11 protein-coding genes and 1 riboswitch are annotated in these 13359 nt (G+C 68.8%); of the genes, 4 read left to right on the top strand and 7 right to left on the bottom strand.

The features are described from left to right. Positions 1–242 precede the first annotated feature (242 nt). Both O1Q03_RS12440 and O1Q03_RS12435 read left to right on the top strand, forming a co-directional pair. The gene (locus O1Q03_RS12440; RefSeq protein WP_269503792.1) at positions 243–785 is read left to right on the top strand and encodes a hypothetical protein; all 543 of its coding nucleotides are present in this window, start codon (positions 243–245) and stop codon (positions 783–785) included. 208 nt (positions 786–993) lie between these two features. Then, positions 994–2028: a helix-turn-helix domain-containing protein gene (locus O1Q03_RS12435; RefSeq protein WP_269503790.1), complete on the top strand. Its 1035-nt coding sequence runs from the start codon at positions 994–996 to the stop codon at positions 2026–2028. A 46-nt stretch (positions 2029–2074) separates the two neighbouring features. Here the strand turns inward: O1Q03_RS12435 and O1Q03_RS12430 are convergent, their stop codons facing one another. Beyond that, positions 2075–3166 carry an ADP-heptose--LPS heptosyltransferase gene (locus O1Q03_RS12430; RefSeq protein ID WP_269503789.1) on the bottom strand — a complete coding sequence of 364 codons (1092 nt, stop codon included), beginning with the start codon at positions 3164–3166 and terminating at the stop codon, positions 2075–2077. Further along, entirely contained in the window at positions 3163–4866 is a 1704-nt protein-coding gene (locus O1Q03_RS12425; RefSeq protein ID WP_269503787.1) for a thiamine pyrophosphate-binding protein, read from the bottom strand. Before O1Q03_RS12425 ends, O1Q03_RS12430 begins: the two co-directional genes overlap by 4 nt. 222 nt (positions 4867–5088) lie before the next feature. On the opposite strand from O1Q03_RS12425, the gene vapB reads away from it, so the two are divergent. Further along, entirely contained in the window at positions 5089–5325 is a 237-nt protein-coding gene (gene vapB / locus O1Q03_RS12420) for a type II toxin-antitoxin system VapB family antitoxin (protein ID WP_269503786.1), read from the top strand. Continuing rightward, positions 5325–5726, top strand: a complete 402-nt coding sequence (locus tag O1Q03_RS12415; RefSeq protein WP_269503784.1) for a type II toxin-antitoxin system VapC family toxin — start codon at positions 5325–5327, stop codon at positions 5724–5726. The genes vapB and O1Q03_RS12415 overlap by 1 nt, the downstream gene beginning before the upstream one ends. 66 nt (positions 5727–5792) lie before the next feature. Here O1Q03_RS12415 and O1Q03_RS12410 read toward each other — a convergent pair whose 3' ends face one another. From O1Q03_RS12410 to gcvT, 5 genes are all read right to left on the bottom strand, one after another. Continuing rightward, positions 5793–7181: an L-serine ammonia-lyase gene (locus tag O1Q03_RS12410; RefSeq protein WP_269503783.1), complete on the bottom strand. Its 1389-nt coding sequence runs from the start codon at positions 7179–7181 to the stop codon at positions 5793–5795. Positions 7182–7211: 30 nt separating this feature from the next. Next, a complete protein-coding gene (locus tag O1Q03_RS12405) occupies positions 7212–8348 on the bottom strand; it encodes an alginate lyase family protein (RefSeq protein WP_269503782.1) in 1137 nt (378 codons plus the stop codon). A gap of 151 nt (positions 8349–8499) precedes the next feature. Then, complete coding sequence (gene gcvP / locus O1Q03_RS12400) at positions 8500–11427, bottom strand: aminomethyl-transferring glycine dehydrogenase (RefSeq protein ID WP_269503780.1); 2928 nt, start codon at positions 11425–11427, stop codon at positions 8500–8502. 61 nt (positions 11428–11488) lie between these two features. Then, positions 11489–11869, bottom strand: coding sequence for a glycine cleavage system protein GcvH (gene gcvH / locus O1Q03_RS12395; protein WP_269503778.1), 381 nt, complete (start codon positions 11867–11869; stop codon positions 11489–11491). A gap of 125 nt (positions 11870–11994) precedes the next feature. Further along, entirely contained in the window at positions 11995–13113 is a 1119-nt protein-coding gene (gene gcvT, locus O1Q03_RS12390) for a glycine cleavage system aminomethyltransferase GcvT (RefSeq protein WP_269503777.1), read from the bottom strand. 85 nt (positions 13114–13198) lie between these two features. Next, positions 13199–13330, bottom strand: a riboswitch (glycine riboswitch). Between the last annotated feature and the right edge of the window lie 29 nt (positions 13331–13359).

Genomic DNA, 13359 nt, shown 5'->3' with positions numbered 1-13359 from the left:
CGGTTGCGGTCCGTTGCGGTCGGTGACGGGTTTCCGGGAGGGTTCGACGGTCGGGCGATGCGTGTCCGGCCGTCGAGCGGCGCCCGCACCGACGCAATGCGCCGACGGCCGTTCGTCCGGCACTTCGCCGTTTTCGACATTCGACATCCGACACGCGGCATCGGCTGCGCGTTGCCGGCGGCCTGTATCGGTAACGGCATCGGCAGCCGTATCGCGCCCCGATTGACCCGACGGAAACCAGCATGGCAGAACCGCTCCGATCCTATCCGCGCCACCCGGTGTTCCACGCGGGCGAGCTCGACGCGCATCACCGGTTCGGCGTCGCCGACGAAGCCGCGCGGATGAGCGACGTCGTGACGACGCGGCTGAGCATCGGCGTGCGGCAGTTCGTCGAATCCCAGCCGTTCATGTTCGTCGGCGCGACGAGCGGCGCACCGGCGCACGTGCGTTGCGACATCGTGAAGAGCATGCGCGATGCGAACGGCGACCTGTGGCCGGTCGTGCGCGTGATCGACACGAAGACGCTGCGCTTCGCGCTGCCGATGCGCGGCGCGGGCGAGCGGATCGACGCGCTCGCGTGCGACGGCAGCGGCGTCGGGTTGCTGTTCATCGATTTCGTGCGCGGCATCCGCTACCGGATCAACGGCCGCGCGACGTTGCGTACCGATCTGCAGGACGCGGACGCGGCGCCCTGGCCGGCGGCCAGCCCGATCGTCGAACTGGCCGTTGCGCAGGCGTACGGCAACTGCGGCACGCGCGTCGTGCGGTTGCGGCCGGGCGCGTAGCCGCCGGCCCTCCGGGCCTGCGCGGCTCCTCGCAGCCGCCGGCTGTGCATATGTCGCACTTGCGTGGTGCGCCGCAGGCCGTCTCAGGGTGCGCCCGCATGGCGTGCATCGGCCGGACAGCGTGGAATGACGGGCTTGTCGCCGGACCGCACGGTTCGGCACGGGACTTGCGTGATGGATGCAGTTCCGGGCAGGTGAGGAGAACACGATGGATCAACGAGTGGAGTGCACCGACGAGCCGACGGCCGAAGATACGCGGTGCAGCGCGCAGGGTGACGACGCGCTGGCCGGCCAGGCCGTGGTCAGCGTCGCGCATGACGCCGACGAGCAGGCGCGCAACCTGATCGGCTGGCGACAGACCTACGACCAGCTCGCGGCCGGCCGCTTCGTCGGCACGCTGACCGAGCTGCCGCTCGACACGATGAAGCTGTTTCGCGAATCGACCAGCCATCTGCTGCGTCAGGCGTGCGAGGTGCGCGGTGATGCGTACTGGTTCGGCGTGCCGCTGGTCAGCGACGGCACGGCGCGCGTCGATGCATGTCGCATCGGGCCCGGCGCGCTCGCGTTCCGGCCCGGCAACGTCGAATTCGAATTGCTGACGCCTGCGCAGTTCTCGATCTACGGCGTCGTCGTGCGCGGCGACGTGCTGCGCCGTTATGCGGAGGAGGTCGAACACCGCGCGCTCGACGAGCGGCTGTTCACGCAGCACGTGATCCAGGTCGGCGACACGCGGCTCGCGCGCCTGTGTGCGCTGCTCGGCCGCCGGCTCGACGGTGCGGCGGCCGTGGGCGGCCCGCTGCCGGACGCGCAGCGCGACGATCTGCAGGCCGACGTGCTCGCTGCATTGTTCGACGCGTGCGCGCAACCGGGGGACGACGGGGCCGGCGGCGCACCGTCGACGCGGCGCTGGATCGTCGAGCAGGCGCGCGAATACGTGCTCGCCCATCGCACGCGGCCGGTCGGCGTGCCGGAGCTGTGCGAGCAGCTTCACGTGAGCCGGCGCACGCTGCAGTACTGTTTCCAGGACGTGCTCGGCATGGCGCCCGCGACTTATCTGCGCACGCTGCGGCTGAACGGCGCGCGGCGCGACCTGTGCGGGCGGGCGGCGGGTTCGGTGCAGGATGTCGCGGAGGCGTGGGGTTTCTGGCATCTGAGCCAGTTCGCGACCGACTACCGGCGGCTGTTCGGCAAGCGGCCGTCGGAGACGCTGCGCGAGCGCGCGGCGATGGTGGCTGCCGGGTGAGCCATGCGGCGGCGCGGGGACGCCGCTACGGCATTCCGTTTCGCTGTCAGCCGCTGGCAGCCGCTTCGCGCGGGGCCGGCCACGGCAGCGCGTCCCAGTCGATTGCGCGGTAAGCGGCTTCGACCGCGGCGAGATCGTCCGGCCGTTCGCTGCGATGCAGTCCGTGCAATTCGCCCGGCACGTCGAGCGCGACGGGCACGCAGTGCGGATAGTCGCGCACGCGCAGTGCCGGCGCGATCGTCGTGAAACAGCCGAGCGTCGGCACGTCGAAGCCGTCGGCGAGATGCAGCGCGGCCGTGTCGGGCGCAAACAGCACGCTTGCTCCCTTGACCCATGCAATGAAGCGCGCGGTGTCCGTCGCGTCGCGACTCACGTCGACATAGGCAGGATGCGCGACGGGGCCGAACCCAACCACCGGCAGCCCGTAGCGGTGTAGCAGCCGCTCGACGAACGCCGCGCGCAGCGCCGGCGGCACGCTGCGCACTGCGGTGCTGGCAGTCGGGCAGAACAGCACGTACGGTCGCCGCCATTCGGCCGGCAGCGCGGGCACGCGCAACCGCGCGAGCCAGCGATTGCGCTTCGCGGCGGCCGGCACCGCGGCCGGATCTGCGCCGAGCGCATCCAGAAAGAAGTCGACCATCGGCAGCCGCGCGAATGCGGGCCAGTACAGATGATTGCCGAGATCGATGCACGGCGCGCGGGCGGGCAGCGTTTCGACGGCGCACGGAAGTTGGCGCGACGGCGCGATGACGTCGGCGGCGAGTGCATACAGCGCGTCGACATAGCGCGGCGCGCGGGCCGGCCGGTACAGCGTGAAGCGCACGCGTGGATGCAGGGCGCGCAGTGCGGCCAGCGCGGTCAGCCCGATCACCGAGTCGCCGAGTGCGACGCCCATCCCGTTGATCACGTGCACGTCCGTCGCGCGGGCGTAGTCGAACCGGAACGGCCGCTGCGCGGCGTGCAGCAGGCCGAGCGCCGGCGCGGCCGGTACGTGGCGTTCCGCACGACCGCTGCCGTGCTCGATGTCGTACGGCGCGACGAGCGTGCCGTCGGGCGCGAGCAGCGTGCCGGGGTGCGCCAGCGCGTCGTCGTGCGACAACGCAGGGCCAGCCGGGGCAGCACGCATTTCCACGATCATTCGCCGCGCGCGCGGCGGCCCTGTTCGCGGATTTGCTCGAGCGTCGCGGCCGGCGTGCTGGCGTCCTGCGGAATGCGGATCTCGATCAGCGCCGGCAGCCCGCAGGTCAGCGCGCGTTCCAGCGCGGGGGCGAAGTCCGCGGTGCGCTCCACCGTCTCGCCATGCGCGCCGAACGCGCGCGCATAAGCGGCGAAATCGGGATTCGTCAGCCCCGTGCCATGCACGCGGCCCGGATAGTTGCGCTCCTGATGCATGCGGATCGTGCCGAAATGCCCGTTGTTGACGACGATGGCGACGATGTTCAGCCCGTACTGCATCGCGGTCGCGAACTCGCTGCCGGCCATCATGAAGCAGCCGTCGCCGGCGAGCGCGACAACGGCGCGCGACGGGTACAGCGACTTCGCGGCCAGTGCGGCCGGCAGCCCGTAGCCCATCGCGCCGCTGGTCGGCGCGAGCTGCGACCGGAAGTGCCGGTACGCGAAGTGGCGATGCAACCAGATCGCGTAGTTGCCGGCGCCGTTGGTCAGGATCGCGTCGTGCGGCAGGCGCTCGCGCAGCTGCACCATCACGTCGCCGAGCTGGACGTCGCCCGGCATCGGCAGCGGCGCATGCCATTCGCGATACGCGCGATGCGCGTCGGCGGCAGTGCCGGCCCACGCCGGCTGTGCCGGCGGTTCGAGCGCGGCGAGCGGCGCCGCGATCTCGGGCATCCCCGATACGATCGGCAAGTCCGCCGCATACACGCGGCCGAGCTCGTCCGCGCCCTGATGCACGTGGATCAGCGTCTGGCGGGTCTTCGGGATGTCGAGCAGCGTGTAGCCGCCCGTCGTCGCTTCGCCCAGGCGCGGCCCGAGCACCAGCAGCAGGTCGGCATCGCGGATGCGCTTGCCGAGCGCCGGATTGATCCCGAGGCCGACGTCGCCTGCGTAGTTCGGATGCGCGTTGTCGAACGTGTCCTGGAAGCGGAACGCGCATGCGACCGGCAGCTGCCAGCGCTCGATGAAGGTGCGCAGGTTCGCGCACGCATCGGGCGTCCAGCCGCTGCCGCCGACGATCGCGAACGGCCGCTCGGCGCGCGCGAGCCGTTCGCGCAGTTCGTCGAGCTGCGCGGCCGACGGCGACGCCGCGATGCGTTTCGCGGCCGGTGCGACCGGCTGCGGCGCGCACGGTTCGGACAGCACGTCTTCGGGCAGCGCGATCACGACCGGGCCGGGCCGGCCGGAGGTCGCGACGTGGAACGCATGGCTCAGGTATTCGGGAATGCGGCGCGGGTCGTCGATCTGCGCGACCCATTTGGCCATCTGGCCGAACATCCGGCGGTAGTCGATTTCCTGGAAGGCTTCGCGGTCGAGGTGCTCGCGTGCGCACTGGCCGACGAACAGGATCATCGGCGTGGAATCCTGGAACGCGGTGTGCACGCCGATCGATGCATGGGTCGCGCCGGGCCCGCGCGTGACGAATGCGATGCCGGGGCGGCCGGTCAGCTTGCCGATCGCCTCCGCCATGTTCGCGGCCGCCGCCTCGTGGCGGCAGACGACCGTCTGGATGCGCGCGGTGTCGTCCGCGAGCGCATCGAGTACGGCGAGGAAGCTCTCGCCCGGCACGCAGAACGCGCGTTCGACGTGATTGGCGAGCAACGCATCGACGAGCAGTCGTGCGCCGGTGGTGGCGCGCGGCTCGAGATCCTTGGAATGCGACATGGGCTGCCGTCTCCCTGGGTAGCGGGACGTATAGCTTACGCCGGTTGGCGGGGCGCCGGCACGCCGGCGGGCGAAAAGTGTCGGAACGGGAGCCGTTGGCGGCGCGCGCTCGGTGCGCTGGGCGAACGGAACACCATCGGGAGGTTTATGTACATACATGGATTTACATCACCGACCGCATCGTCTAATGTACATCCTATGTACATCCGAGCGGAGATCGACATGCATACCACGAGGGTATTCCGGAACGGCAATTCCCAGGCCGTGCGTATTCCCGCGGATCTGGCCTATGAGCGCAGCGATATCGAACTGGAAATCGAGCGCATCGGGGACGAAATTCGTATCCGGCCGGCGCGGCAGCCGTTGACTCATGTGCTCGAGAAGTTCGCGAGATTCGGCCCGGACTTCATGGCCGACGGGCGTGATGACCAAGAGCAGGCCGAACGCGAGGGTTTGTGATGCCGCGCTACATGCTCGACACCAACATGTGCATCTATTTGATGAGGAATCAGCCGGCGCAGGTCGCGCGGCGGTTCGCGCAGTGTTACACCGGGGATGTGGTGATGTCGGCGATCACCTATGCCGAACTCGAGTACGGCGTCGCGGTGTGTGCGAGCCCTGCGCGGGAGCGGCGCAATCTGGCTGCGTTGATTGGCGATATCCCGGTGGCGCCGTTCGACGTTGCGGCTGCGCAAGCGTACGGTCCGGTCCGCGAGGCGACCCGCGAGCGGAAGAAGGATCATCTCGACAAATTGATCGCCGCTCATGCGGTGTCGCTCGATGTCGCGCTCGTGACGAACAACGAGCGCGATTTTGCGAGCTACCCGGGGCTGCGGGTCGAGAACTGGCTGAACGCTTAGCGTCCGTTGCCGCGTCCGGCGGTAATGCGGGCATCGATCCGTCCCGCGTTACCGCCGGATTCGGCATCAGCACTCGACGATATTCACCGCGAGGCCGCCGCGCGACGTTTCCTTGTACTTCGTCTTCATGTCGGCGCCCGTCTCGCGCATCGTCTTGATCACCGAGTCGAGCGACACGTAGTGCGATCCGTCGCCGCGCAGCGCCATGCGCGCCGCGTTGACGGCCTTCACCGATGCCATCGCGTTGCGCTCGATGCACGGAATCTGCACCATCCCGCCGACCGGATCGCAGGTCAGGCCGAGGTTGTGCTCCATCCCGATCTCGGCCGCGTTCTCGACCTGGCGCGGCGTGCCGCCGAGCACAGCTGCGAGCGCGCCGGCCGCCATCGAGCACGCGACGCCCACTTCACCTTGGCAGCCCACTTCCGCGCCCGAAATCGACGCGTTGAGCTTGTACAGGATGCCGATCGCGGCGGCCGTCAGCAGGAAGTCGATCACGCCCTGCTCGTTCGCGCCCGGCGAGAAGCGCGTGTAGTAGTGCAGCACGGCCGGGATGATGCCGGCCGCGCCGTTGGTCGGCGCGGTGACCACACGGCCGCCGGCCGCGTTTTCCTCGTTGACGGCGATTGCGTACAGGTTGATCCAGTCGACCATCGACAGCGGATCCTGCAGCGCGCGCTCCGGGTTGCCCGTCAGCGCGCGATACAGCTGCGGTGCGCGGCGCTTGACCTGGAACGGGCCGGGCAGGTTGCCGTCGGCCTCCGGGTTGCCGATCCCGCAGCCGCGCGACACGCACGACTGCATCACGGCCCAGATCTTCAACAGCCCGTCGCGCGTTTCTTCCTCGGTGTGCCACGCGCGCTCGTTTTCCCACATCAGCTGCGCGATCGACTTGCCGGTCGACTCGGTCAGCGCGAGCAGCTCGGCGCCGGTGCGAAACGGATGCGTCATCTGCTCGGCCGCGCTCAGCACCTTCGTGTTCGGCGCGCCGGCCGTCACGACGAAGCCGCCGCCGACCGACAGGTAGGTGCGCTCGACCAGCACCGTGCCGTTCGCGTCGGATGCGCGCAGCTTCATCCCGTTCGGATGCTCGGGCAGCGCCTGCCGGTAGAACGCGATGTTCTCCTTCAGCACGAACGGCACCGGGTGCGTGCCGAGCAGCGCGAGCTGCTTCGACGTGCGCACGTCTTCGAGCCGCGCGTCGATCGTCTCGGGGTCGACGGTGTCGGGCGCGTCGCCGAGCAGGCCGAGCATCACGCCGCGGTCGGTGCCGTGGCCCTTGCCGGTTGCGCCGAGCGAGCCGTACAGCTCGACCTTCACGTGCGCCGTCGCGTCGAGCAACCCGTCGCGCTCGAGGCCCTGGACGAACATCAGCGCTGCGCGCATCGGTCCGACCGTATGCGAACTGGACGGACCGATGCCGATCTTGAAGAGGTCAAACACGCTGACTGCCATTTAGATTCCTGCCTTGCTATAAGAATGGTGCTAGCGCGCCTGCAATGGCAGGCACGCGGCGAGCCATGCGGGCGGCATGGGGGATAGCTGTCGCGCGACGCGGGCATAGCGCCCGTCGAGCCGCGCGGCCAGATGAAAGAGTTCGGTGGCGTTTTTCGGGTCCCACTGCCCCGTGTAGCCGGGCAAGCCGGCTTCGCGACGTTTCGCGTCGAACGGCACCGGCGAATTCACGAATTCCTCGTGCGTCTTCTCGCCGAGCGCGTACGGCACGAGCCAGTCGAGCGCCGCCGCGAGCGTCGCGCGGTTCGCGCCGCGCTCGCGCAGCCAGTTGCGGTTGAAGCGGCGCGCGGCCAGCGCGGCCGTCACCAGCGGCTGCAGGTCGTACACCGCGTAATGCAGCGCATCGCGTTCGTCGAAATCCCAGGTCTTGCCGTCCGGGCCGATGTTGTCCGCGAGATGCTCGACGAACAGCCGCTGCGCGGCGTTCATCATCTTGCGGTCGCCGAGCGTGAACGCGGACAGCGCGATCAGCTTGATCCGGTGGCTCTGCCAGTTGTTGCGCCACGTGCCGGTGAGCGGCCGCTTCTGCGCGTCCACCTGCGCGACGTAGCCGGCGCCCAGCTTCGCGATGAACGCAGCGGTCGCGTTGCGCGTCTTGACCGGCAGCGCGCTCGCCGTCATGTCGTACGCAACGATCAGGCTGTCGAAGCGCGTCTCGTCGATCGGGTTGAAGCTCGGCTGGTAAGTCGAGACCCACGCGGACAGGAAGCGGTCGACGAGCTGCAGATAGCGCGGCGCATTGGTTACTCGCCATGCGAGCGCGGCGTCGCGCATCAGCTCCATGTCCTTCAGCGCTTCGGCACTCTGGTCGTAGATGCCTTCGTGCGGCAGCGTGCCCTCGGTGTGCACGCGCGCCATCGCCTTCGGCTGGTCGCCGATGTGCGCGTCGACGCTGCGGATCAGCGCCTGCACGCCCGGCTCGGCCTGCGTCGTCTCGCTGGCCTGCAATGCAGGCGCCGCGCAGAAATTCATCGCGGCATGCGCATTGCCGGCCGCGCCGAGGCCGGCAGCGGCAAACGACAGCGACGCGACGAGCAGCGGCGCGAAACGGCGCGTGCGCGCGCGCTTCGGCACTGCACCATGGCCCGGAAACATCGGACGCACCATGCGGAACTCCTTGATTGGCTGGATCGCGTTTGATGTTAGCCGGATTGGCGGACGCGCGTGAACCGGATGGTCGGGAGATGAACGCAAAACCGCACGCAACCGGCGGTTGCGTGCGGTGTGGTCACGGGCGGACTCCGGTGTGCAGCGGGCGTTATGCGTAGTCCGACATCGGCACGCACGAGCAGAACAGGTTGCGGTCGCCATACGCGTTGTCCGCACGGCCGACCGGCGGCCAGTACTTGTTCGTGCCCAGCGACGCGACCGGGTAAGCCGCCTGCTCGCGCGAGTACGCGTGCGGCCATTCGTTCGCGGTGACGACGGCGGCCGTGTGCGGCGCGTGGCGCAGCGGGTTGTCCTCGCGATCGGCGCGGCCTTCCTCGACCGCGCGGATTTCCTCGCGGATCGCGATCATCGCGGCGATGAAGCGGTCGAGTTCTTCCTGCGATTCCGATTCGGTCGGCTCGACCATCAGCGTGCCCGGCACCGGGAAGCTCATCGTCGGCGCGTGGAAGCCGTAGTCCATCAGGCGCTTCGCGACGTCGTCGACGCTGATGCCGCTCGTTTCCTTGATCGGACGCAGGTCGAGAATGCACTCGTGCGCGACCAGCCCGCCCGGGCCCGAATACAGCACCGGGTAGTGCGGCGCGAGGCGCTTCGCGATGTAGTTCGCGTTGAGGATCGCGGTTTCGGTGGCGGCGGTCAGGTTCTTCGCGCCCATCATCGCGATGTACATCCACGAGATCGGCAGGATCGACGCCGAGCCATAAGGTGCGGCCGACACCGCGCCGATGCCGTCTTCCGCACGCGTGTAGCCGGTCGAACGCTGGTTCGGCAGGAACTTCGCGAGGTGCGCGCCGACTGCGACCGGACCGACGCCCGGGCCGCCGCCGCCGTGCGGGATGCAGAAGGTCTTGTGCAGGTTCAGGTGCGACACGTCGCCGCCGAACTGGCCCGGCGCGGTCAGGCCGACCATCGCGTTCATGTTCGCGCCGTCGACGTACACCTGGCCGCCGTGCGCATGGACGATCTCGCAGATCTCGCGGACGTTCTGCTCGAACACGCCGTGCGTCGACGGATACGTGATCATGATCGCCGCGAGGTCGTTCGAATGCTGTTCGGCCTTCGCCTTCAGGTCGTCGATGTCGACGTTGCCCTGCGCGTCGCACGCGACGACCACGACCTTCATGCCGGCCATGTGCGCGGACGCCGGGTTCGTGCCGTGCGCGGACGCCGGGATCAGGCACACGTCGCGATGCGCTTCGCCGCGCGATGCGTGGTAAGCGTGGATGATCAGCAGGCCCGCGTACTCGCCTTGCGAGCCGGCGTTCGGCTGCAGCGACACGGCCGCGTAGCCGGTGGCCGCGACGAGCATCTGCTCGAGCTGGTCGATCATCTCGCGGTAGCCGACGGTCTGCTCGGCCGGTGCGAACGGGTGGATCCGGCCGAATTCCGGCCACGTGACGGGCAGCATTTCCGACGTCGCGTTCAGCTTCATCGTGCACGAGCCGAGCGGGATCATCGAGCGGTCGAGCGCGAGATCCTTGTCCGACAGGCTGCGCAGGTAGCGCAGCATTTCGGTTTCGGAATGGTGACGATTGAACACGTGGTGCGTCAGGTACGCGCTCGTGCGCTCGAGGCCGGCCGGCAGCGCGGCGACGCCGGCCAGGCCTGCGTCCAGCGCGTCGACGCTCGGCGCGGTGCCGCCGGCTGCCTGTGCGAACACGGCGAGGAGATCGGCGAGGTCGTCGCGGGTCGTCGTTTCGTCGACCGACACGCCGACTTGCGTGTCGCTCACGCGGCGCAGGTTGATGCGCTTCGCCTTCGCGAGTTCATGGACCTGCGCGGTGCGCGCGCCGGTATCGATCGTCAGCGTGTCGAAGAACGTGTCGTTGACGGGCGCGAAGCCGAGCTGCTTCACGCCGGCGCCGAACAGCGCCGCGATGCGGTTCACGCGCAGCGCGATCGTCTTCAGGCCGTGCGGGCCGTGGTACACCGCGTACATGCTCGCCATGATCGCGAGCAGCGCCTGCGCGGTACACACGTTCGATGTCGCCTTTTCGCGGCGGATGTGTTGTTCGCGCGTCTGCAGCGCGAGGCGCAGCGCGGGCTTGCCCTGCGCGTCGACCGTCACGCCGACGAGGCGGCCCGGCATCTGGCGCTTGAATTCGTCACGCACCGCGAGATACGCGGCGTGCGGGCCGCCGAAGCCCATCGGCACGCCGAAGCGCTGCGTGTTGCCGACTGCGACGTCCGCGCCCCATTCGCCGGGCGGCGTGAGCACGGTCAGCGCGAGCAGGTCGGCCGCGACGACCACATGGCCGCCGGCTGCATGGATCGCTTCGGTGAGCGCGCGGTAGTCGCGCACGTCGCCGTTCACGCCCGGGTACTGCAGCAGCACGCCGAACGCGTTCGCCTGCGCGGCGTCGGCGGCCGGGCCGGTCTTCACTTCGATGCCGACCGGCAGCGCGCGCGTGCGGATCACTTCAAGCGTTTGCGGCAGCACGTCGTCGGCGACGTAGAACACGTTCGACTTCGGCTTGCCGGTGCGTTGCAGCAGCGTCATCGCTTCGGCTGCGGCGGTCGCTTCGTCGAGCAGCGACGCGTTCGAGATCGCGAGACCCGTGAGGTCGGCGACCATCTGCTGGAAGTTCAGGAGCGCCTCGAGGCGACCCTGGGAAATTTCGGGCTGGTACGGCGTGTAAGCCGTGTACCACGCCGGGTTTTCGAGCACGTTGCGCAGGATCACGGCCGGCGTATGCGTGTCGTGGTAGCCCTGGCCGATATACGAGCGGAACACCTGGTTCTTGTCCGCGAGGGCGCGCAGCGCGGCGAGGGCTTCGGCCTCGCTCTTCGGTTGCGCGAACGGGCCGAGCGGCAGCGTTTCGGCGCGGCGGATCGAGGCCGGGATCACGGCATCCATCAGGGCGGCGCGCGACGCGAAGCCGAGCGTGTCGAGCATGGCCTGCTGGCTGGCGGCGTCGGGGCCGATGTGGCGTTCGGCGAACGCGTCGTGCGTTTCGAGCGCGGCGAGCGAGAGGGGCGTGCGGTTCATCAGGCGGTCCGGGTGTTCGAGCTTCATGGCGTGACTCTGGTCCCGCGCGCGGCCGGCGGGCCGGCGCGCGCGGTTCGGGTAAGGAAAATTAGTCGATCAGCTTGCTGTAGGCGTCAGCGTCGATCAGCTTGTCGGTCGATGCGCCGGCGGCGAGCTTGATCTTGAAGAGCCACACGCCGTACGCGTCGCTGTTCACTTGTTCCGGGGCGTCGGCGGCTTCCGTGTTGGCGGCGACGATTTCGCCCGATACCGGCGAGTAGATGTCGGATGCTGCCTTCACCGATTCGACGACGCCGACGGCGTCACCCGCGTTCACCGACTTGCCGACTTCCGGCAGTTCGAGGAAGACGATGTCGCCGAGCGTGCTCTGCGCGTGATCGGTGATGCCGACCGTCAGCGTGCCGTCTGCTTCGGTGCGGATCCACTCGTGTTCGTCGGTGTACTTCAGATCGGCCGGGACGTTGCTCATCGGATGCTCCTGGATAAAGGGTGTGTTCGTTATGCTGGCGCGCCGCCGGGGCGCGCCGGGTGTGGTTGCGCCGGGCGCCATTTCCCGGCTTTCCGGGAGGCGGCCTGCCGGTCGCTTCTCGGTCGTTACGCAGCGAGGACCTTGCCGTTGCGCACGAACGGCAGTTTTACCACGCGCGCGGGAAGTTGCTTGTCTCGAATCTGCACATGAACGGTGTCGCCGACCTGGACGGCCGCCGGCACGCGCGCGAACGCGATCGATTCCTGCATCGACGGCGAGAAGGTGCCGCTCGTGATTTCGCCTTCGCCGTGCGGCGTGACGACTTTCTGGTGTGCGCGCAGCACGCCGCCCGCCTTGCCGTTTTCCTTTTGCAGGATCAGGCCGACGAACGCGGCACGCGAGCCGTCGCGCTCGAGCGCGGCACGGCCGACGAATTCGCGCGGCGTCGACAGGTCGACCGTCCACGCGAGGCCCGCGTCGAGCGGCGATACGTTCTCGTCCATGTCCTGGCCGTACAGGTTCATGCCGGCCTCGAGGCGCAGCGTGTCGCGCGCGCCGAGCCCGCACGGGCGCACGCCGTTCTGCTGCAGCGCGTTCCACAGCGCTTCCACGTGCGTGGCCGGGACGATCACTTCGAAGCCGTCTTCGCCGGTGTAGCCGGTGCGTGCGATGGTGAGATCGCCGAACGGCGTGCCGGCGACCTGCGCGGCGTTGAACGGCTTCAGCTCGCTCGTCGCGGCGCGTGCGGAGGGCACCGTCGTCCAGGTTTTTTCGCGTGCGTTCGGGCCCTGAACGGCGACGATCGCGAAATCGCGACGCTGCGCGATGGTCAGGTCGTAGCCGCCTTGTTCGTTGAGTTGCGCGAACCACGCGATGTCTTTCTCGGCGGTGCCGGCGTTGACGACGACGCGGAAGAAGTCTTCGGTGAAGTAATAGACGATCAGGTCGTCGATGACGCCGCCCTGCGGATTGAGCAGGCACGAATAGAGCGCCTTGCCGGGGATCTTGAGCTTGCCGACGTTGTTCGCGATCGCGTGCTCGAAGAATGCGCGCACGCGGCTGCCGGTGAAATCGACGACGCACATGTGCGACACGTCGAACATGCCGGCGTCGGTGCGCACGGCTTCGTGTTCTTCGATCTGCGAGCCGTAGTTGACGGGCATGTCCCAGCCGCCGAAGTCGACCATGCGGGCATTGAGCGCGCGGTGCGCGGCGTGGAGCGGGGTGTGATTCAGTGCAGTCATCGAGGCCTCAGGCAAGGCGCTTGCGCGCGGGTCAGAACGGCCATGTGCCGACCACTGCGGCCGTGCGGCCTGCGAGCGATCCGGTACATGCCCCTCTGTCCTCGATACCTGAGAGATTGCGCTGCGGCAAAGCCGGCGAGCGCGCGCCCCTTCGGTGGGCAGCTTGCCCGCGCTGCATATGCGCTACGGGCTACTGCCGCTCTCCAGAGTGCGGGGAGTGCGGCCCGCGCAATGCGCGGACGGGAT

It is taken from the genome of Burkholderia sp. IMCC1007 (assembly GCF_027257875.1).
In the GTDB taxonomy this organism is placed as follows: Bacteria; Pseudomonadota; Gammaproteobacteria; order Burkholderiales; family Burkholderiaceae; genus Burkholderia.
This window is presented reverse-complemented; position numbering and strand designations above follow the sequence as displayed.

What these genes read in the sequence shown, in the direction of transcription:
- O1Q03_RS12440 (WP_269503792.1), top strand. Translation starts at nt 243, where the DNA reads ATGGCAGAACCGCTCCGATCCTATCCGCGCCACCCGGTGTTCCACGCG.
- O1Q03_RS12435 (WP_269503790.1), top strand. Translation starts at nt 994, where the DNA reads ATGGATCAACGAGTGGAGTGCACCGACGAGCCGACGGCCGAAGATACG.
- O1Q03_RS12430 (WP_269503789.1), bottom strand. Translation starts at nt 3,166, where the DNA reads ATGATCGTGGAAATGCGTGCTGCCCCGGCTGGCCCTGCGTTGTCGCAC.
- O1Q03_RS12425 (WP_269503787.1), bottom strand. Translation starts at nt 4,866, where the DNA reads ATGTCGCATTCCAAGGATCTCGAGCCGCGCGCCACCACCGGCGCACGA.
- vapB (WP_269503786.1), top strand. Translation starts at nt 5,089, where the DNA reads ATGCATACCACGAGGGTATTCCGGAACGGCAATTCCCAGGCCGTGCGT.
- O1Q03_RS12415 (WP_269503784.1), top strand. Translation starts at nt 5,325, where the DNA reads ATGCCGCGCTACATGCTCGACACCAACATGTGCATCTATTTGATGAGG.
- O1Q03_RS12410 (WP_269503783.1), bottom strand. Translation starts at nt 7,181, where the DNA reads ATGGCAGTCAGCGTGTTTGACCTCTTCAAGATCGGCATCGGTCCGTCC.
- O1Q03_RS12405 (WP_269503782.1), bottom strand. Translation starts at nt 8,348, where the DNA reads ATGGTGCGTCCGATGTTTCCGGGCCATGGTGCAGTGCCGAAGCGCGCG.
- gcvP (WP_269503780.1), bottom strand. Translation starts at nt 11,427, where the DNA reads ATGAAGCTCGAACACCCGGACCGCCTGATGAACCGCACGCCCCTCTCG.
- gcvH (WP_269503778.1), bottom strand. Translation starts at nt 11,869, where the DNA reads ATGAGCAACGTCCCGGCCGATCTGAAGTACACCGACGAACACGAGTGG.
- gcvT (WP_269503777.1), bottom strand. Translation starts at nt 13,113, where the DNA reads ATGACTGCACTGAATCACACCCCGCTCCACGCCGCGCACCGCGCGCTC.